At 40.1% G+C, this 19942-nt stretch carries 26 protein-coding genes; 19 read left to right on the top strand and 7 right to left on the bottom strand.

What is annotated here, in order from left to right:
- The 4 genes from B806_RS0100970 to B806_RS19715 all read left to right on the top strand — a co-directional run bounded on the left by B806_RS0100970 (position 1) and on the right by B806_RS19715 (position 3417).
- Positions 1–393 (top strand): hypothetical protein, encoded by a 393-nt coding sequence (locus tag B806_RS0100970; protein WP_000138815.1) that lies wholly within the window; start codon positions 1–3, stop codon positions 391–393.
- Positions 393–1031, top strand: a complete 639-nt coding sequence (locus tag B806_RS0100965) for a lysozyme (protein WP_004832954.1) — start codon at positions 393–395, stop codon at positions 1029–1031. Before B806_RS0100970 ends, B806_RS0100965 begins: the two co-directional genes overlap by 1 nt.
- A 1010-nt stretch (positions 1032–2041) precedes the next feature.
- Positions 2042–3163 carry a replication initiation protein RepM gene (gene repM / locus B806_RS0100960; protein WP_000818856.1) on the top strand — a complete coding sequence of 374 codons (1122 nt, stop codon included), beginning with the start codon at positions 2042–2044 and terminating at the stop codon, positions 3161–3163.
- Between the two features lie 116 nt (positions 3164–3279).
- Complete coding sequence (locus B806_RS19715) at positions 3280–3417, top strand: hypothetical protein (RefSeq protein ID WP_004832952.1); 138 nt, start codon at positions 3280–3282, stop codon at positions 3415–3417.
- Positions 3418–3515: 98 nt separating this feature from the next.
- Here B806_RS19715 and B806_RS0100950 read toward each other — a convergent pair whose 3' ends face one another.
- From B806_RS0100950 to B806_RS0100940, 3 genes are all read right to left on the bottom strand, one after another.
- Positions 3516–5120 carry an IS66-like element ISAba46 family transposase gene (locus tag B806_RS0100950; RefSeq protein ID WP_017402503.1) on the bottom strand — a complete coding sequence of 535 codons (1605 nt, stop codon included), beginning with the start codon at positions 5118–5120 and terminating at the stop codon, positions 3516–3518.
- Positions 5121–5194: 74 nt separating this feature from the next.
- Positions 5195–5530 carry an IS66 family insertion sequence element accessory protein TnpB gene (gene tnpB / locus B806_RS0100945; protein ID WP_004832949.1) on the bottom strand — a complete coding sequence of 112 codons (336 nt, stop codon included), beginning with the start codon at positions 5528–5530 and terminating at the stop codon, positions 5195–5197.
- The gene (locus B806_RS0100940) at positions 5527–5910 is read right to left on the bottom strand and encodes a transposase (protein ID WP_004646130.1); all 384 of its coding nucleotides are present in this window, start codon (positions 5908–5910) and stop codon (positions 5527–5529) included. Before B806_RS0100940 ends, tnpB begins: the two co-directional genes overlap by 4 nt.
- 204 nt (positions 5911–6114) lie before the next feature.
- Between B806_RS0100940 and B806_RS0100935 the strand changes: the two genes are divergently transcribed.
- The 12 genes from B806_RS0100935 to B806_RS0100880 all read left to right on the top strand — a co-directional run bounded on the left by B806_RS0100935 (position 6115) and on the right by B806_RS0100880 (position 15101).
- Entirely contained in the window at positions 6115–6531 is a 417-nt protein-coding gene (locus B806_RS0100935; RefSeq protein ID WP_017402502.1) for a hypothetical protein, read from the top strand.
- Between the two features lie 87 nt (positions 6532–6618).
- Positions 6619–7050 carry a hypothetical protein gene (locus B806_RS0100930; RefSeq protein WP_000005905.1) on the top strand — a complete coding sequence of 144 codons (432 nt, stop codon included), beginning with the start codon at positions 6619–6621 and terminating at the stop codon, positions 7048–7050.
- A 36-nt stretch (positions 7051–7086) separates the two neighbouring features.
- A complete protein-coding gene (locus B806_RS0100925) occupies positions 7087–8490 on the top strand; it encodes a DnaB-like helicase C-terminal domain-containing protein (protein ID WP_000102026.1) in 1404 nt (467 codons plus the stop codon).
- 87 nt (positions 8491–8577) lie between these two features.
- Entirely contained in the window at positions 8578–9672 is a 1095-nt protein-coding gene (locus B806_RS0100920; protein WP_004832942.1) for a hypothetical protein, read from the top strand.
- A gap of 78 nt (positions 9673–9750) precedes the next feature.
- The gene (locus B806_RS0100915; protein WP_228141956.1) at positions 9751–10290 is read left to right on the top strand and encodes a hypothetical protein; all 540 of its coding nucleotides are present in this window, start codon (positions 9751–9753) and stop codon (positions 10288–10290) included.
- A complete protein-coding gene (locus B806_RS0100910; RefSeq protein WP_004832937.1) occupies positions 10290–10781 on the top strand; it encodes a hypothetical protein in 492 nt (163 codons plus the stop codon). The genes B806_RS0100915 and B806_RS0100910 overlap by 1 nt, the downstream gene beginning before the upstream one ends.
- Entirely contained in the window at positions 10775–11383 is a 609-nt protein-coding gene (locus B806_RS0100905) for an Asp23/Gls24 family envelope stress response protein (protein WP_002124005.1), read from the top strand. The genes B806_RS0100910 and B806_RS0100905 overlap by 7 nt, the downstream gene beginning before the upstream one ends.
- The gene (locus B806_RS0100900) at positions 11380–11889 is read left to right on the top strand and encodes a hypothetical protein (protein ID WP_004832935.1); all 510 of its coding nucleotides are present in this window, start codon (positions 11380–11382) and stop codon (positions 11887–11889) included. The genes B806_RS0100905 and B806_RS0100900 overlap by 4 nt, the downstream gene beginning before the upstream one ends.
- A gap of 12 nt (positions 11890–11901) precedes the next feature.
- Entirely contained in the window at positions 11902–13317 is a 1416-nt protein-coding gene (locus B806_RS0100895) for a hypothetical protein (RefSeq protein WP_004832933.1), read from the top strand.
- A gap of 17 nt (positions 13318–13334) precedes the next feature.
- Positions 13335–13796: a hypothetical protein gene (locus B806_RS0100890; RefSeq protein WP_000949172.1), complete on the top strand. Its 462-nt coding sequence runs from the start codon at positions 13335–13337 to the stop codon at positions 13794–13796.
- Between the two features lie 39 nt (positions 13797–13835).
- Positions 13836–14408, top strand: coding sequence for a guanylate kinase (locus B806_RS0100885; protein WP_002125274.1), 573 nt, complete (start codon positions 13836–13838; stop codon positions 14406–14408).
- Positions 14409–14480: 72 nt separating this feature from the next.
- The gene (locus B806_RS0100880; RefSeq protein WP_002125265.1) at positions 14481–15101 is read left to right on the top strand and encodes a hypothetical protein; all 621 of its coding nucleotides are present in this window, start codon (positions 14481–14483) and stop codon (positions 15099–15101) included.
- Here the strand turns inward: B806_RS0100880 and B806_RS0100875 are convergent.
- The gene (locus B806_RS0100875; RefSeq protein ID WP_002125269.1) at positions 15089–15517 is read right to left on the bottom strand and encodes a hypothetical protein; all 429 of its coding nucleotides are present in this window, start codon (positions 15515–15517) and stop codon (positions 15089–15091) included. The two genes, B806_RS0100880 and B806_RS0100875, sit on opposite strands and share 13 nt — an antisense overlap.
- Positions 15514–16191, bottom strand: coding sequence for an AAA family ATPase (locus B806_RS0100870; RefSeq protein ID WP_002125263.1), 678 nt, complete (start codon positions 16189–16191; stop codon positions 15514–15516). Before B806_RS0100870 ends, B806_RS0100875 begins: the two co-directional genes overlap by 4 nt.
- Before the next feature lie 202 nt (positions 16192–16393).
- Here B806_RS0100870 and B806_RS0100865 point away from each other — a divergent pair, with 202 nt between their 5' ends.
- Positions 16394–16810 (top strand): hypothetical protein, encoded by a 417-nt coding sequence (locus tag B806_RS0100865; RefSeq protein ID WP_001180909.1) that lies wholly within the window; start codon positions 16394–16396, stop codon positions 16808–16810.
- Here the strand turns inward: B806_RS0100865 and B806_RS0100860 are convergent.
- Positions 16807–17391 carry a site-specific integrase gene (locus B806_RS0100860; RefSeq protein WP_000124734.1) on the bottom strand — a complete coding sequence of 195 codons (585 nt, stop codon included), beginning with the start codon at positions 17389–17391 and terminating at the stop codon, positions 16807–16809. The genes B806_RS0100865 and B806_RS0100860 overlap by 4 nt on opposite strands.
- A 339-nt stretch (positions 17392–17730) precedes the next feature.
- Positions 17731–18150: a helix-turn-helix transcriptional regulator gene (locus B806_RS0100850; protein ID WP_000833467.1), complete on the bottom strand. Its 420-nt coding sequence runs from the start codon at positions 18148–18150 to the stop codon at positions 17731–17733.
- 421 nt (positions 18151–18571) lie between these two features.
- Between B806_RS0100850 and B806_RS0100845 the strand changes: the two genes are divergently transcribed.
- The gene (locus tag B806_RS0100845) at positions 18572–18766 is read left to right on the top strand and encodes a hypothetical protein (RefSeq protein WP_000047261.1); all 195 of its coding nucleotides are present in this window, start codon (positions 18572–18574) and stop codon (positions 18764–18766) included.
- A gap of 240 nt (positions 18767–19006) precedes the next feature.
- A complete protein-coding gene (locus B806_RS0100840; protein ID WP_002125271.1) occupies positions 19007–19912 on the top strand; it encodes a cobalamin biosynthesis protein CobT in 906 nt (301 codons plus the stop codon).
- Positions 19913–19942 lie beyond the last annotated feature (30 nt).

The following is a 19942-nucleotide window of genomic DNA, read 5'->3' as shown; positions in this document are numbered from 1 at the left end:
ATGACCGAACCAGTATCAACTACTATCGGTGGATTCGCTGCTTGGAAGGCATTTGGCATGACTATCGTAGTCGCAATCTGTGTGATGGCAGTTGCGGCTGTAGTGCTCATGATGCGGATGCCGAGATCTCCGAGAGAGTGGGGAGTTGGCTTGATTACCACAGTAATTTCAAGCTTGGCTGGCGGCTCTTTCATCATCATCAAATTTAACCTTCATGCTTGGGCAACAGACGTATGGGGAATGATCGCGCTTGGCGGTTTCTTCTTCACATGTGGTTTGCCGGGGTGGGCTATTGTCCGTTGGATTTTCAACTATATCGAAAAGAAGGAGGATTCCGACATTTTCGAAGTTGCAACTGATATTAAAAACGACCTGAAGGAGTTTAAAGATTAATGAGTAGCATGGTATCCGCACTTGCATCAGTGCAAATGGCTCAGATTGCGCAAACTTATTCTTGGCTTCGGGCGATGTCAGGAGGCAGATTAACTCAGGAACAAGTAACTGCTGGTGACGAGATTATCGAGAAGGCGGGATTAGAAACTTTCGCCAAACTCATTGGTTACAAACTTGAATCTGGCGTTACAGGGCAATGGGATATTTCCGAAAAAGGATATGAACTTATACGTGGATTTGAAGGTTTCAGGAATACGGCATATCTGGATACTGGTAGCGTCCCGACTATTGGCTTCGGCACAATCAAATATCCAAACGGCCAACCTGTAAAAATGGGTGATACTTGTACTCGTGTTCAAGCAGAAGAATGGCTTAAAAACGATTGTAAGTGGGTTGATGCTTGTCTTGATAAGTATGTGAAGGTCAAGGTAACTCAAAATCAATTTGATGCGCTTGCTTCGTTTGTTTACAACGTAGGTGAAACTGCATTTGTCAAAAGTACAATGTTGGCTGTCCTTAACCAAGGGAACTATATTGCTGCTGCAAATCAGTTTGATCGTTGGATTTTTGACAATGGCAAACGTATTAATGGATTAGTTAACCGCCGTGCTGCTGAAAAGAAATTATTCTTATCATGAAGCATTTCGGTACATTAATGCTGTGCATCCTGTTTTCAGGATGTACAGCTTCAACAATTCAAAACAATATCCATGTCACTGTCTGTTTACAGTGTGCACCTATGATGAGCCGATAGAACAATGATTTCATTTCTTTGGCATCTGGTAGGGGGAATAATGTTTTTAACAACATGCATTATCCTTATGTACTCTTATCTTCAAAACAAATCTTAATTTGAATTTAAAACTAAACCCAATTTTACTTCTTCCTGTGAACTCTTTTTTTTAAAAACGCTCTATGCTTTGAATTACAAGAGTTCTAATAATAACAGTACAAAAATTCCGTTGTGGATAACTTAAAACCTATTTGAATTTAAAATCTTTTCTTTTTTTCTTTTAGAAGCTCTGAAACGATTGCTATCAAATACTTTCAAAGCCTATTAAGGTACAAAAACTCCGTTTGAGCGGTACAAATACTCCGTTTTAACGGTACAAAAAGTTTTAATTACGGTACAAATATTCCTTTTTAACGGTACAAAAATTCTGTCCTGTATTTTCAATAGTTTAAAAGGTACAAAAACTCCGTTAAATCGCCTTTAACGGTACATTTTCTCCGTTAGAAGTCCTATAAAGGTACAAAAACTCCGAATAAGTACCTTTTAAAGCCATTTTTCCATTAACTTAAAGAATACATAAAAGGATTTCGGTACATTTTCTCCGTTTACACCCCTATAAAGGTACATTTTCTCCGCTAAACTAATAGCCAAAATCATCATAACGGTACAAAAACTCCGATAGGGGAGTGATAACGGTACATTTTTTCCGTTCAAAACAGGCGATAACGGTACAAAAATTCCGAAGGAATGCCTATAAAGGTACAAAAACTCCGGTAATGTCATTACATTGTCATGTTTTGGTCAAAATCCTTAAATATAAATCCGCTCAATTCTGACTGATTAACTAGATTTACAAACATTATCTAATCATGTACCTTTTACGAAAACCAATAAAACCTTTCTGAAACGGAATATATGGCAGAACTTATTAGGAATTCAGATGTTTATAAAGCGAATGCATTGATTAATGCAAGCTACGCTTTGGACACTGCTGAGCAAAGAATAATTCTACTCGCCATTTTAGTTTCCAGAAACAAGAATGCAGATCTGACTGCCGAAACGATTATCGAGATTCCGGCTTCCTTATATGCCCAAAAATTTAATACAACAGTGAGCGCGGCATATAAAACACTGAAGGAAGCCGAAGATACCTTATTTGAAAGACGTTTTTCTTACACCACAATGCGAAATGGCAAGATTGAGGTGGTTCGGTCACGTTGGGTATCACGAGTTTCATACGTTAAGGATGATGCATTATTAACGATCACCCTAGCTCCTGATGTGATTCCTCTAGTAACCAAGCTAGAAGGAACCTTTACCAAATATGCCATCGACAATTTACGCGATGTGACCAGTAAATATGGCATCCGTCTGTATGAGTTGGTCGCTAGTTGGAAAAATTCGGATATACGAAAAACTCCTGTTTATGACTTTGAGGACTTCCGTGCCAAGATGGGCCTTCTTCCTCATGAGTATAGAGACAAGAAAAATCCCGAAAGTACGGATATGACCAACTTCAATAAACGTGTATTGAAGCCGGCAATTGATCAGATTAATAGTTTTACTGACCTGTTTATTACTGAAAAGAAAATCAAGACAGGACGTAATATCACGGGCATTTATTTTGAAGTAAGTTTAAAAACCGATAACTTCATTGAAGGCGAAGCGAAAGAAATCCATGACAGCAAGCCTTCTTCCGATTCAGCTAAAAAGACAGGCGCTCCTTTAGAAAACATTAGGCTTCCAAAAGTATCGACCCAAGAGTTTTTGGGTAGTGATCTCAGCGAAGAGGACCTTAACAAAGAGAACCCATTAAAAGAATTTATCGTTGAATCTGGCGTTTATAAGTCTGCTATTGAAAAGCCAGTAGAAGAAAAGGATGAATTTGAATTAAATGGCATAAAACGACTGTATGAGGCACTATTAAAGCTGGATGAGGGCGTAACCAAGGAATACGTCCGCGAATATGCCCAGATTAAAGGCGTAACTCTACAACACGCATTAATTGAACTTTATAACTCTAAAAGACCGGCTTAAACATTCCGGTACTTGGGTCTTTTCCGAAAACTTGGGTTTTTGAAGTGCTAACGAATAATTAAATAATACTTTCTATAATATTTAAGTTTTTATATTAATTATTCGGAAACGATCGGATGTCCCAAGTTGAAAAACAAATACCCAAGTATTTAGATTGGGCGGGTCACTTTTATGGCAATGACCTTGATTTAGAACATTACGAAATTCTCACCATTCAGTACATTCCCAAGAAAGAGCGGAAGCTAGAAACGTAGTTAATGACAACCAAGTGGTTTGACTATAGGCTGATGCATCCCATGCAAGCCACTTATTACTTCTTTCGTAAGCGTCCGCTGAATCCCATACCAATTTTTTAATTCGATTTAGGTTTCCAGCAGTGTGGCAGTAACTCTTCAATCTGGGTCACTTTATGTGTCGGTAGCTTTTTCAGCACATCACTTAAATAGGCATACGGATCCAAGCCATTCAGCTTTGCTGACTGGATTAAAGTCATGATATTTGCCGCTCGCTGTCCACTGCGCAGCGAACCTGCAAACAACCAGTTCTTACGGCCCAATGCCCAGGGACGCATTGAGTTCTCTGCCCAGTTATTGTCAATGGGTAGATTGCCATCATCCAGATAGCGGCTTAAGGCTGGCCAACGCTTCAGACTGTAATTGATCGCCTTGGCGGTTGGAGAACTCGATGGCACCGTCAGATCATGTTGGTTGAGCCATTCATACAGTTGTTGCCTCACCGGTTGGCTGTGCTGTTGTCGGTATTCGCGGCGGTGTTCTGCTGTACTATCGGTCTTTTTCCTGAGTTCTGCTTCTATGGCATACAGTTTCTGAATCAGCACTAATGCCTGTTCAGCGATCTGACTTTTCCCGGTCACATGCAGTTCATGAAATTTACGACGTGCATGTGCCATGCAGCCCACCTCAATGACATCGCCTGATTTAAAGCGTGCTTTATAACCACTGTAATCATCACAGACTAGATGGCCCTGCCAGCCATTCAGGAACTCTTCTGCATGCTGACCTGAACGGCTATCCTGAAAGTCATAGATCACCGCTTGAACTGGATTGTACTGTGTGGTGGCATAGGCCCAGACATAACCTTTCTTCGGTTTTTTCTCATTCTCACCCATCCGCATAATGGTGACCGGCGTTTCATCGGCATGGATCACCCGCTGTTGCAGCACCACCTGTTTTAAGGCATTGGCCAGAGGTTCCAGTTCCACACCGCAGCGACCAATCCAGTCAGATAACGTGGATCTGGACAGATCAATGCCCGCCCGCTGATAGATCAGGCGCTGACGGTACAGCGGTAAATGATCGGCATACTTCGATACCAACACATGGCTGAGCAGTTCAGGTGAAGCAATGCCTTTATCAATCACATAGGCTGGCATCGCTTGCTGAGTCAGGGTGTCGCACTGATCACAGACCCATTTGCCACGGATATGCTGTTCCTTATAGAACTGTGCCGGTCTGAAATGCAGTTTTTCACTGACATCTTCGCCGATACGCCGGAGTTGGCATCCACAAGCACATTGGGTTGATGCAGGTTCATGCTCAATACGGATGGTGTGTAGATGATCTGGCAGTGGTCGACGTTTAGGTTTATTGACTGTGGCTTTGTGTGTCACTGCATCGGTTTTATCTGCATTCAGCCGCTCCAGTTCTAGATCAACCGCGGCAATATCTTCTTCAACCGCTTCATCCCACAGATGGATTTGTTTTGCCGTTAAGTGTTCATTCTTTTGGGCGAATTTGTGCTTTTTAAACAGCGCCAGTTCATGCTCGTATTTTTGAGTGAGAATAGAAAGATGTTGAACTTTGGCATCCAATTGCTGGTTTGATTTTTCTAACTCTTGATTTGATTCTGCCAGAGACTGATGCTGCATTGCCAACTGTCTGGTGAATTCCAGCAGTTGTTCATGGGTCAGTTGGCTTAAGTCAGGCAGCGTATTCATGACCGCAGTATGCCTGAGGTCATGAGAAGAATGAAATAGAACGTTTGGAGAATAGCAGAATGGAACAGTCTGGTTTAAAGCATCGTCACCACCTGCTGTCGTCCAATGCGCTGCCAAGGTAAACCCTGGATCAGTGCCTGTAACTGTTCCGGACTTATCGCCATGCTTTCACCCTGGTGAACCTGCGCCCAGTGGAATTTTCCCTGTTCCAGCCGCCGGGCACACAGCCAGATGCCCAGTCCATCATGTACCAGCACTTTCATGCGATGGCCACGTTTATTACAGAACAGGTAAGCACAATGCGGTTTGATGTAGCCAAAGGCTCTCACCACCTGAGCCATGACAATATCCATCCCTGCTCGCATATCCAGAGGTTGGGTAGAAAGCCAGATTTCATCAATGCGGATCATGTTGCAAGTGCCTTGAGTAATTCTGCTAAAGCAGATATTTCTGATACTTGCCATTTCAAGCCAATTTCTGCTTTTGAGTGGGGTAAAGTAATTTGAACCTTTAACATGTCAGTAGGAGTAGGATCTAATGGTGCAGAGCAAGATAAGGCAATAAATGCAGGTTTATTCGGTAGTGGTGAGCGATCATTCCCTGGCTTAGCATCAATTAAGCGAATCCATTTGGATACAAGATTTGTATTCAATCCATGTTGCAAAGCGACCGAAGCAATTGAAACGTCCGGTGCTTTACAAGCCTGAACGATCTGCTGTTTAAATTCAGCACTGTATGTTCTTCGTTTTTTCGCAAGAGATGCGATGGATGTCTGGTGATTTGTAGTCATAAATTTTAGTCCCCACTTGTTTTTAAGTGTGGACTAAATTAAGGCTTATAGGATGAATTCAGAAGGTGTGTTCAGCGGACGCTTACCTTCTTTCGGCTTTTCAAAAATGAATATCGAAACTTTTATAGAAAAGCTATTGATCATAAGGCGGCCGAATTCGTTAAACCCATTAAGGAGCGAGATTTCTTACTCAGTCGTGAGGCCTTGTCATTTTGGCGACTCAGACAGGCGGTTGATGCTTTGGGAATGCGTTATGACTTCTATTTAAAAACCGCATTTGATAAATGCGTTAAGGTGATTGCGAATGGTAGACCTTTGCCACCTAGACCTGCTCAACTAAAAAAAGAAGAACTGTTAATTGAAGTCTTCCATGAGTGGGAGTCTTATTGTGAAGCTTCGCTCCAGATCGCTAAAAGTCCATATTTTACCGCTACACTTTTTCATAACAGTCCAATGCAAGTTGATTATGAAGATTTTATTGTTAAGCAGGTGCGGATGCGTCAAGTGCAGCATTACGCATTAGGGACATGCATTTATCGCTATGATGCGCTTCGAATTGAAAAAGCTTTAGAGTCTTTTGATATTTCAATCATCAACCAAGCTATTAAATCCAGTATTTAATGCTTTTTTCTCTTAAAATATTAATAAGCGCTTACTATAATTTGATAATATCGTTTTTATAGTAATTACTAATGTTTCGAGGTTTTAATGAGCGAATGGCAGAAAGAACTTGCGATACAAAACAAGTTCGGCAATAGCGCTCCAATTTCAAAGGAGTCTATTTACTTAAATACGGAAGAAAAGCAAAAACTTCAATTTCAGCCGCGTAAAACGTATGGGCGTAGGCTGCCAGCGAACGAATGCGAAATTGAAGAAATGGGCTACATGAAGTTTGTTCGTAAGCTGCAAGAGCAAGAACAGGAAATTGTAGTCATTAAAACAGACGGCGAAGTTGTACGTGGATACATCCGTGCTGCGGATGCAGAAACGATCTCGCTTCGTTGTTATTTGAATGGTGATAAAAACGGTCGTTATCGTGCGCGTGTTCTTTTTAAACACCAAATTTCCGAGTTCTCACCAACTAAGGGGATTGAAGACCTAGTTGATGAGCTAGAGAGAAAGTCGAAATCTAAATCTTAAACGTAAGCCATCTATTTTCTATAAGGATTATCTTATATGTCTACTGCTGTGGCCGAAATTCATGAAGAAGAGGTCGTTGATAAAGAACTCGAAGGCTTCACCGAAGAAAAGTTTGATTACGACGATGAGTTTCAATCAAAAATTGCGGCTTTAACTTTACGTGATGATGAGTTTCTTAGAAGAGCCGCCCATATTCTGAAGCCAGAATTTTTCGAAAATCAGGGTGAAGCATGTCTGGTCGATATTGCGCTCCAACACTTCAATAAATATGGATGTTCTCCTGATCCCGCTTCTGTTGTCCAAATTATCAAGGATAAAGCTGCTTCTAAAGTTTATAAGCGAGAAACATTAGCGGCAATTGTGGAAGCAAGGAAGAAATTAATTGGCATCTATGTCACTGACAAGGCTTTCGTTGAAGAAAAGGTTGTTGAGTTCGCGCGAAAACAGGCGGTATCCAATGCGATTGTTAATTCTGTTCCTGATCTTGAGGCAGGTAATTACGCCAAGATTGAAGCGCGTATCAAGGAAGCTATTGCGGTCGGATTGAATGAAGAGGGTGTTGGTTATGACTTCTTCGCTCAGGCGTTGAATCGTAAGCTGGCACGTATCGAGAAGCTGACAGGCAAAGTACCTCCGACAGGCATTACTACTGGCTGTAAAGAACTTGATGATCTGCTCTATCACAGAGGTTGGGGACGCAAGGAGCTGTCTCTATTAATGGGCGGTGCAAAAGCAGGTAAGACGCAAGCGCTTATTCACTTTGGCCGTATCGCAAGCTTTGCTAAATACAACGTTCTATATGTAACGCTAGAAGTTGGTAAAGACATTATTGCAGACCGTTTAGATGCCTCTATTTCAAAAGTGATCATGAAAGAATTGGCGTCGAAGGCTGCAAGTGTTGCAACTGCGGTCGAGACGGTAGCCAAGACGGCGGGCAAATTTATTATTCATGAATTTGGTTCCGGTACATTTTCTCCGTCACAGCTAAGAGCGTTAATTGATAGGTATAAGAATCCTGGGCGGAACCCTGATGGAACGATAAGACCGCCAATCAAGTTCGATATGATCATTGTGGACTATGCAGATTTGATGCGTCCAGATATTCGTACAAATGACCCAAAAGAGAACTCAAGAGCTATCTATGTTGATTTACGCGCGATTGCTTTTGAAGAGAATGTGGCGTTACTGACAGCTACTCAGACCAACCGTGAGGGCTTTAAGTCAACGGTAGCCAAGGCAGAGCACGTAGCTGAGGACTTTAACAAAATCAGGACCGCTGACGTTGCAATCTCCATCAACATTACAGAGGAAGAGAGAGCGAAAGGTCAGGCTCGATTGTACTTTGCAGCTTCTCGTAACCAAGAGATGGGGGTTACTGTGGTGATTAAGCAGAATGTGTCCATGATGAGGTTCTTGGAAGAAGTGATTAGCGTCGAATAAATTTAACCCATTATTATAGTAAGCGCTTATTTATAACTTTGTGCTAGTATAAATAAGCGCTAATTTTATCTAATGCGATTTTGCAATATGAGAGATCAAGAAAGTTTAGCGGAGATATTAGACCGCATTGATATGGAGTATTGGCTTAACCGCGAAGGGTTTGAATACAAAGTAACTCGCGGAAAAAACGGAATCCAGTTGAATGTTAAGGAATGTCCGGTATGTGGTAACTCAAGCTGGAAAGTCTATCTGAATCAGGATACGGGTTTGGGTAACTGCTTTCATGGTGATTGCGAAACCAAATTCTCGAAATGGAAGTTTATTAAGGCTGGTATAGGTGGTAATAGCCTAAGCAATAAAGAGATTGTCGAGCATGTTAAAGCAATTGCTCAGGAGCAGGGCTGGCAGCCAAAGCGCAAAAGTGAACCCACACAAACCAAAATTGGCGATCTAAAGCTTCCAAAAGCCTATGACTTGCCGATCATGGGTCAGAACCTAAAGTACCTGAAAGATCGAAATATAACGCTCGATACGTGTCGTGAATTTGGACTGAAATTCTGTCAAAAGGGTTGGTTTGCATACATAGGTCCAACGGGTGAAAAGCAATACCAAAACTACAGCATGAGAATCATCATTCCTGTCAGGGACCTTGAAGGCAAGCTTGTGTCTTTTCAGGGTCGGGATATTACAGGAAAGGCTGAAAAGAAGTATCTATTTCCTCCTGGTTTCGCGTCTACGGGCACTTACCTATATAACGGCCATAATGCCCTAGGTTACGTTGAAATCGTCATGGGAGAGGGCGCTTTTGACGCTATGGCGATATATCAAGCCTTCAAGGAAGACGAGTTCCTTTGCAATGTTGGAGTTGTCGCGTCATTTGGTAAGCATCTTTCGGTAGGTGGTGATGAATCGCAAATGGCTGAATTACTAAAGCTCAAAGATGAGGGATTGGAGTGCGTGACAATTATGTGGGATGGAGAGCCTGCCGCAATTCTGTCTGCGATCGATGCATGTTTAAAGATAAATAGCTTTGGCATAAAGGCAAGGTTGGCCACGTTGCCTGCTGGATGTGACCCCAATGAAGTCGACCCTGAAATCGTTCGCACAGCGTATCGAAAAGCGATACCAATTACGCCAATTAGCGCAGTAAGTTTACGCATTAAGTATATGGGTAAAGTCTGAATCGTATTTGATTCCAAATCATTGTTTTTAAAATATTGTTGAAGTTTTCAAGGTGCTTTTACTATGAGTTTAAAAATTGTGGTCAGAAGTGCCTACTCATTGCATACGAGTGGGACAAAATATTATTCGATGTTCTTGTTATCTGTACAGGACGGAGCTAAACGCAACACGCAATTATTCAAAATTTATGGCTCAGCGGTAAATCAAACGGCTCAAGTCAAACACCATTCAGAAGGTAAGGGTGAAACACTTGATACCGAATTTAATAAAACACTAAAAGCGAAAGGTAAAGCAGGTGAATATAGCGATTTACGTGAAAGCGAAATCCTGCATGAATTTGATAATTTCCATGATTTTATTACTTACTTGACTCTCGACTCTCCGATTAATGCCATTAGAGCGCCTTTCGCATCAGCGATTACCGAAAAGGGTTTTGAACAATATTTAGAAACCTTGTCCCAAACGTTCGGGATTCCAGTTGATGACATGTACAAATTTACATTCAGATATGAAACAGAGGAAGAACGGCAACGAAAACAAGAAGAGGAAGAGCGTAAAGCGGCTCAGCTCATGGCACAACGACAAGAATTTTATGGTGAAGTTTTGGGGTCATGGTAATGAACAGAGTAATTATTGGGGTTCCACATTGTCGGTTTATGGTGACAAAGACCACAACGAATGAAAAGGTTTTGGAGCTGACAGAATATTTTGCTGTCCACAAGCATACTCAAGATGAAGTATTAGGCTTGGCGATCAAGGCTGTTGATTACCATGATAACAAGGGCGGTTATCACCGAACGGTCGAAATTCTTGAAAAATACGGAGGACTTTCTTACTCAACAGTAGCAGAAAGGGTAAAGAATTTAAGTAAGGCTGCTGTACGTAATCTAGTTGATGAATTGTCTACCAATTCGGATTCGATTAATCCAATTGAATATGCTCAATCAATTTTCGGTCGCGAAGCATCCAATATTTTTGACAAAGGGCGAGAAGCTGAGATCAAGTCAATTTTTCAAAATTATTTTGGACCTATCAGAAGCGAACTGAGCGAATTAATTCTTGATACAGATGAGTATGCTGCCTATAAAGGAGTACAAGGATCATGGTAACTAAAACTCTTCCTGAACTCGATTTGGAATTATCCAGAAGCGGAACAAATGCCTATTACTGCGATTTTTGCCCTCATACTGGCAACCGTCCTAATTATGCCGCATGCCTAAAGCGCATCCATAATGTTCAGGAGGGAAATGAACGCGAGGTGGATGCAGTTTGTGTAGTCGCTATCCATAGACATCACTGTGAAGCTGCCGAAATGCGTGAACGTGAAATTGAGGCAGGTAAGCCTCTCTATTACATTGATCGTTCAGAAATGCGAAAACAAGTTGGGAAGCGGCTGGCTAAACAAGGAATTTCTATTTCTTCTAAATTTGATTATAAGTTAGAACTTACTAATATTAATGGTGAAAAACCAGAAAAAGAAATTCCAGTTAATTCAAAGGGTAATTATTCATTAAGTGATGCAATCAATACTAAACTAAAGAAAAATAGTTTGAATACCAAAGATGTTCATGTAGAATCGCAACAAGAAAATAAAGTAAGCGCTAACTTATATATCGAGAGTGAGAGCTTAACTGTACCAAGTATCGAGAGCGGATTATCGCTTTTAGAAATTGCTAACCGTTTCAAAGCAAACACACAGGAAAAATTATGAGCAACGCAGAAGATTTATTAGAAGCTTTAATCAAGGCATTAAAAGACTCGAATGTAGATGCCGAGGAATTACGCTTCATGACCTTGCTTCCTGATCACATGCGCAAGATTCAGGATTTAACCGAAGAGTTTGTAAAAGCTCACGTTAATGGTCCACAACAGCTTGAAGTTTACATGAGAGCCATTATGGGTGTGGTTGCACAGGTTCAAGCAGCATTAGTCGTGAATACCGGCACAGAATCAATTCAGGAATATGCACAATTATTGGCTCAAAAATCAGAAGATGAATATTTGCTTGATCTAGGTCACATGCTTCGTGATTTTACCAATCATTGGCTAGCGGTCTTTCTGCAAGCTGCAAAAGAGCATTTCGGCGAAGAAGTATTTAAAGCTCATCAAGCCCATGTTAGAGAAGTGATTAAAAACGCTAAAAGCGAAATGCTGAAATCCAAAGAAGGCGATTCCCCATTTAAAGATTCATTTATTCCTTCATTTGCAAAGCAGTAATAAGGTGTAGCAATGAATAGCGATCAGTTACTAGAGGCTTTAAACCAAATTGCATCTGAAAGCTCAAAAAATGAAAAACTAGCTTTACTCATGGATTTTGAAGCAGAAAAGGGGTTGTTCAGAGAAGTTCTGCGTTTGGCATATGACCCGTTTATTGTCTTTGGAATTTTGCCAAAAGCAGAAGATGCAGGAACAGGGGAATTAATGTTTGATGAGGTTGATACCCTTGAGTTCCTATCTAAGCTTAATAACCGTGAACTAACAGGCAATGCAGCGCGCGAAGCGCTGCGTAGCCAACTGGCTCAATTATCAGAGAAGTCAGGCGAGCTTCTAATTCGAATTTTAAGAAAAGATTTACGTGCAGGTTTTAGTGATGCAACGATCAACAAAGTCGTGCCTGATTTGATTCCTGTATTTCCATACCAACGCTGTTCATTGCCTAGTGAAGTAAAGCTGAAGGCATGGCCGTGGAAAGATGGCATTTATTTGCAAGAAAAAGCTGATGGCATGTTTGCCAACGGGACCAATTTAGAAGATAAGTTCTTCTTGTCCTCACGTCAGGGCACGCCGTTACCTATGGAGCATTTTTCCGACCTTACTGCGGAAATGGATATGCTGATCAAAGATGTCCAATATCATGGCGAACTACTTGTCGAGCGTGATGGTGTCGTCCTGCCACGCAAGGTTGGAAATGGCATCTTGAATTCGGTCACTAAGGGTGGCTCATTCGCTGAAAATGAAAAACCGATCTATATGATTTGGGACTTCATTCCACTTAGTTCTGTTAAGTCAAAAGGAAAATTTGAAGCAGCATATAAACGTCGTATTGCACTGATTAAATCGATGCTGGCCAAGTTTAAGCCTAAGTATGTGCGGCTTATTGATACGCATGTTGTTCACTCATTGGGCGAGACTTACGATCACTTTTTTAATGTACTTATGCAGGGCAAAGAGGGACTGGTAATCAAGCATCCAGAAGGTCACTGGAGAGACGGTACAAGTAAACACCAAGTTAAATTAAAACTTGATGCGGATTGTGAGCTGGAGGTTGTGAGCATTAATCCGGGTAAGGTGGGTTCAAAGAACCAAGGGCGAGCAGGAGCTTTGCATTGTAAATCTGCATGTGGTCAAGTCATTGTGGATGTCGCCATTAAGAATGAAAAAATGCGTGGCGAAGTTGATGCAAACCCTAGTGACTGGATTGGTCGAATTATCACTGTACGTTCAAATGCCATTATGCGCCCATCCAACAGTAACCAGAATTACTCGTTGTATTTGCCACGTATGGTTGAGGACTGCTATCGAATCGATAAAACGGAAGCTGATGATTTAAAACGTATTGAAGAGCAATTCAAAAACGCTATCGAAGCTGCCAAGAAGCTGGCAGAAAGTGAAGCGGTGGTGATTGACAATACAGCGACAGCATAAATATGGAGTATATATTGATGTTATCTAAAGCTAAAAAACTACATCGTCAAAAAGCTTTACGTCCTTCTACTGAACAATGGGAAATTATCGCAACTATTGGATTTGCCATTATTCTTACAGTTATCGGGTATTTTTGCATTGGCGGAGCTAAAGCGAATGCAGCGGTGGTAGCGAGAGCAGCGTCTGTATCCTCAGCTCGTCCTTCGACATCTTTTGCGCGGTCTTACAGCAGCTCGTCCACACGCGCTCCGACCACTACAAGTTTTCGTTCTAGTCCAGTTAAGACTGTGACAAAACCTAGTACGATTCGTTCTGTGAAGCCTGTTACAACGCCTGCTAAACCGATGCCTGTTTCTTCTTCATCTACACAGAAGAAATCGCGTAAGATTGGTTTCCAATATGATTACTATGCATTTACAGATTGCATCCCTTATTCAAGCGGAAGTTTCCAAGGTTGGAAGTGTATTGATCGGGATTAATTGGGGCGGTTCTACCGCCTCTTCTTATGAGGTATGACGATGTTTGTATTGTTATCTGGAACAACGTGCAGCGGCAAAACAACCATTGCTGACGCGCTGACCGAGAAATATGGGTTTAATCGTATTGTTACCACAACATCACGGCCGAAACGGGAAGGTGAGGTTGATGGTTTGCACTACCACTTTATTACTCAAACAGAGTTTGATGCACTGAAAAAGGCTGATCAGTTCCTTGAGACAAATAAACATGGTAATTATGAATATGGCGTAACGATTGATAATTTCAAAACCTTGCCAGATGATCGAAATGCCATAATTATTGTCGACCCAAATGGATATAAGAAGATTAAGCGTTATCTGAAAGCAAATGAAATTAAATATCTTGGGGTTTTTGTCGACGCTGATATTAAAAGCCGTCTACAACGTTTAATTGTTCGAGCAGATCAGAAACTTGCGGAACGTTTAGAAGTCATGATTCAGGTCGAATCTCATTGGATAAACGAAATCAACCAGTACGATATGTTGATCCAGAATGATGAAACGATTGAAGATGCCTTAGAGCCGATTTTAGATCATGTGCGCCGTGCAGGACATTTAGATAAAATAGCCTAAGCATTTTGATGAACAATTAAAATTTCCTAAAATAGAATGCTCCGATAATTTCAATAATTTCGGAGTTTTTTTATGCTACTAAAATCTGTTCCTGGTGTTTTGCCTGCACTTAAAAATAGCGATTTGGCAACTACGAAATTATGGACCACTCACATTGAAAGAATTACAAATTATCAATTAAACGCCGTAATTGCTAAATTCAAGTTTAAAAATGAAGAAAGTCAAATTGATAAGGAAATTGAATACGCGGTTAGTCAGATCAACGACGCTATTTATAACCGCCAAATCAACTCGGTAAAAATTGCTCGATTTAAATTAAAAAAAGATCATTCCATTACGGTGAGCAACCTAATTGCTGGTTTATTGAAGCTGAAGGAAGTTGAAAGAAAGGCTGTGTTGTTCTCATTAGAATCAGGATTAAGCCTTGATGAAGTGACAAACTTGGAAGTTAGACAAGCCAATGTGGCAGCTAGAAACTCAAAACTAGCGAGAGAAATTATTAAAAATTGCCCTGTGAGTATCAAAACAAACTATTTATTTTGGGAATCAAATGAGGAAAAGGAGCATGAAAAGCTCAAAAATTTAGAGCAAGCTGTGTTTGAAGCCTTTGGTTTTGACTTCAAACTGCTTGCCCTAAAATACGAGAATATTATTTATGACGAATGGTTTGAATTTCTTGGTCAGACGTCATAATTGTCGCCGAGTTTTTTGATTCGACGAGCCGTATATTCTTCTAAAGCTTCATTGAGCATGGTTGTAAAAGTGGTCTTGTTAGAACCCATGCCAATGGAGCTGATAGATTTAAGCCAGTTCAAACGAAGGTACATTTCTTGGCTAATATTGTTGTTAAAAGGACGTTGAATTAATTTCAAGTCTTCAGGAGCAATATTAATGCCCTGACGCCAAGGCGCTTCACGGTCCTTTTTCTCTTTAGGTTTGCTTAATCCTGATAGTTCATCAAGCTTATCAAGGTCTACAGGTTTTTCATTAGCTTCTGGCGTTGCTGTGGCAGTTTGTACTGGAGCACTCTTTGTAAAATCGGATGCATTTGAATTTTCAGCTTGTACTTTTGCAGCTTTGCCTAATGATAATCCACCACGTCCACTCATTTGAACAACTCCTCAGCCAATGCATTTACTTCTTCTGCTGCCTTAGAGGCACCAATATTTAACTCAATAACACCCAGACCCATGCCATAAGCTCTTGAATATGCAATACGGTCGTAATTTACGGAATCGAGAACTTTTGCAAAATCTTCAACTTCTTTAAACGCATTACGCGCATCGTCTAAAGCTGTGATACGTGCATTTGTCGGGACTTGAGTGATATAGATGTAGACATGAAGTGGATCGAGGTCCCTTTCATTTACACGGATATTATTTGCTTCTTCAATTAATTCCAAAATTTCCCCAGTTGATTCTACGTCAGCTTGGTTAGGGCGAGTTGGAATAAGAATGGCATCGGAACAAAGCAGCGCTTCACGGAAGCCAGAAGAGTCATAACCACCGCAATCGAGAATTACGTTAGGTGTTTCACTTTCAATTTTTGGAATGACTTTGTCAATTTCTGGTTGACCAAACAAATGATAAGTTTTGATTGAGCCGGTCTTTTCTATGAAAGTTTGGGCTTGACGATAAATACCCCATTTAACCGAATTTTTATTGGCGTCAAGGTCGACAAGAGCTACGTCTTGTTTTTCATTATTGGCAATCCATGCAGCCAAATTGGTAGCCGTAGTTGTTTTGCCGACGCCACCTTTTGAATTGGCGATCAATAATTTCATTAAATCCTCAACATAAACGTTGGCGAAAATCGTAGTGTAATAGTAAATGCGCTAGATAACAATGTATAAACTTGTATTCATTGCTATGTAGAAATCTATATAGAAATCTATATAGATTATTAATTTAAAAATTAGATTGTATTTAACTAAAACAAAATGTTTAATAGTTCTAATTGCTTACATATAAATTCATAGGCTTAAAATGCAGAATCAAATCAGACAATTAGAAGATGGAACTTTTGAAATAGGTACTTGGATTCAGAATGCAAATGGTGAAGTTGTGTTCTTTGATGCAACGAGTGCCAAAACATTAGAAGAAGCAAACAAGATTGCTGATGAGTTGGATGATCAGGAATTTAAATTAGCAAAGAGTGAAATTGATATGCTTGGCGGCATTCAAGGTGCCAATAAGGTTCTGGAGCTCATGAATGAAAACGAAGCCGTTGCCGTTGAATTTGATAAAAACCACTTTGATATTAATGAATTAAAATTCTATAACCAAAAAGATTTTGAGCAGCGAATGGATGACTACCTAGATAATGGTGAGACTGCAACCTATCTATATGCAGACTTTGAAATCCAAAGCCTGCTGCACAAAACTAGATTTTTGAAATTTTAATTTAACTTTTCAGCAACTTGGCGGAGCAATTCCGGATCCGATGCAAAATATTTTTGCGTGGTCAGGATTGAGCTATGCCCCATCAATTGTTGAATTGAATAAATATCACCGCCCTTTCTTATTAGCCTTGTGGCAAAGGAACGTCGACCGGAATGGCTGGTTGCTTGAATACCAGCCTTCTTATAACAGTTATTAATCATGGTCACCATGCTATTTGGTGAGAATGGACCGCCCTTCTGCGATAAAAATAAAGGTGCGTCGGGATCCTTTGGTCTTTCTTTTGTTATGTATTCTTCTACCAGTGATCTAGCGATTGGATTGACTAGGAATACCTCACGGTAGCGGTTGCCTTTAGTAATATTACCGAGCAATCGAATAATATCCTTCAGCTTGCCCTTCTTCACGTCGTAAACATCGCCGACCTTTAACATTGATAATTCTTTAGCGCGAAGCCCAAGGAAGTGTGAGAAATACAAAACACATTTGTTCCGTAATGCATTTACGCCCGTTTGAGTGGCTAAAGTAATCTCAAGATCATCTTCTGACACATATGGGGCTTTTCCAGTTGTTGTTCTTGCCATAAATCGACCAAATAATTTTTTATTACATTTTTCCAAAAACGGAAAGGATATAAAAACAGTCTACCACATGTCGAAAAATAAAAAATGTAATAAAAGATACATTTTATTATATTTTTTGGGGGTGCAAAAAGGCAGGGCGTCATATCCTGTCGTATACGTACTTTTCTATTAAGAGTGGTATTTCAAAGTTTGATTTAAATTGGTAATCTATACCAATCTTGATTTTGTAACGTTTTCAAGTTTAGGAGGAGCTATGAAAGAAAAATTTAAAAACAGTAATTTAAAGGGTATGAATAGCAAAAAGCCCGAACTTGATCGGGCAGTAAGAATAAAAACAGATTAGTTGACTTTAAGTGTTTCTAGGAAAGCATCAAAAGCTTCTTTCTGTCTAGGGTTAGTGAAAAACTCAAAATTATGGCCATCATTTGCTTCGCGAATTTGTTTAATTAAATTCGATTCTGCATCAGTAATAAGAGGTTGCTCAATCATGGCTTCCATTTCTTCAAGCAGATGAGGCATGTATTCCTCTAGGCAGCGCATGAAGAGGTCTTTAGCATCGATTTTTAAAGCTTCAGCCATAGCGCGCACACGTTCAAGAGGCAATTTGCTTTTACCACGAACAATGAAGCTAACCATGTTTTGATTGATACCCATAATCTCTGCCAATTGCGACTGATTCAGATCCGATGCATTTAGTTGAGCGTCGAGATATTGGGCGACAGTTAGTTTGCGTTTGGTGTTAGTAGCTGCTGATTTCATAGTAACGTTTTCCTTAGAATATTCTTAATAGATATAAAGTCATAATGTCGGAATGTATCCTCGATACAACATTATAGACTTAAAATATTTGCGGTTTAGGTAAAGTATATCAGTAAGTGCTGATTTACCCAAGTTCAAGAAAAGTACAGATTTGTATAGGATTGGATAACATGACATCGGTCACAATTAACGGAAAAATTTAGTAAGTAAGCATTGATTAATATTTTCTTATTTTTGGGTTAAACTAATGGTCAGACTATAGGTGAGTAGATGCTCATTTTAAGTACAGGCAATTTGTTAGCTGATGCAGACAATCATACTATAATGACAACGTATCGACTGATACCAAGAGGAAGTATAAGCCTCATTCAAGCCAATTATTTGTCAAAAAAGTATGATAGTTAGAGTATAGGAGTAAAAAATGTCGAAAAGTGTTGAAGTTATTACGCCTGAAACCGTAGCAGATTTCTTGGCAGAGCAGGGTTCTGAACTGATCTTTGAGGGAAATCAAATTAATGTAATTAAAGGAAAAAATGAGGAATGCGGTGATTTCCTTGTGATTAACAATGCACTTGGCGAAAATTTGTTTATTAAACTTAGCTATATAGTCTTATGAGTCTACCTAAATAATTAAAAATCCCTCACTTGACCCTTCTCTGTGGTTAGTGTCCAAGGTTTGATGCTGGCCACGGTCAAAATAAACCCTCTATTAAAACTCAAAATCTCCCCAATTTCACTCTTTATTTTTCAATAAATATTTTTATAATGCTTTTTAATATTAGTAAGCACTTGTTAATATACTGTCAGGTCTGTATATAGACATCCAATAATGACTTTTTCAGATTGAGATTTTTCAATGAATGAGCGCATACATATTTTAAGACAAGCAATTGTTGTCGTTACCCAAGCACTGACTAACTCTGATATTGCAGTAACACAAGAAGGCATTGAGGCAGGTGTGCATAAGGATCCAAAGACAGGCAAACCTGTGCGAATTAACCTTCCATATCTTCCGGACAATTCACCAGATTCGCTGATTGATGCGGTTCAAGGTTTTCTTGATCAAGAGGTAGCGAAGTATCTTTTTACCGATTTTTCTCTCAAGCTAAAAGGATCTGAAGAGGTAAAGACTTTAACTTCATTGTTAGAAGAAGCGCGTGTAGAACGTTGCATGGCTGAAAAATATCGCGGTTCAAATATCAATATGAAAAATGCGAGCCAATTTTTCATTGATGAATTGATTGACGATAAATACCAAAAACTTGTAAAGGAAAAAGCTTCTGATGAAGAAATTACGCAACATTTAATGTTGCCAATGTTACGTGCGTTAAGTGGTCCAATTGGGGCGTTTGCAAGCATTGAACCTAGTGAGCCTTCAGCGAAAGACCTCTCACGACGAAAGGATCAAATGAGGCTATTACCAGGATTAATTATTGATTCTGTAAAAGCAGATAGATACACAGATACCTCAGAGCCATTCCTGCGAGCTTCGTTGGTCGAGCATATGCGCGATTGCAAGCAATGTAACGGTTGCGACCTTGCTGGACAGGTTCATCCAGATATTCGTTTGGGTAAAAAGATGCGATTTATGGTCGTGGCTGACTGCCCAACTTGGGAAGAGGAAAAGAAAGGAAAACTTCTTGAAGGCGAGACGGCCCAATATGTGAAAGCTGCAATTAAAGATAATGAATTAGCAGTAGCGGACGGTTATTACACAACGCTCGTCAAAGCCAAAAAAGGGACTGTTCTAAATTTTGTGTAAGTACTTAATTTTCATTTATCCTTCAGAGGA

This window comes from Acinetobacter sp. TG2027, assembly GCF_000302435.1.
GTDB classification, from domain to species: Bacteria; Pseudomonadota; Gammaproteobacteria; order Pseudomonadales; family Moraxellaceae; genus Acinetobacter; species Acinetobacter pittii.
Note: the sequence above shows the minus strand (reverse complement) of the source record. Positions and strands in the feature narration are given on the sequence as shown.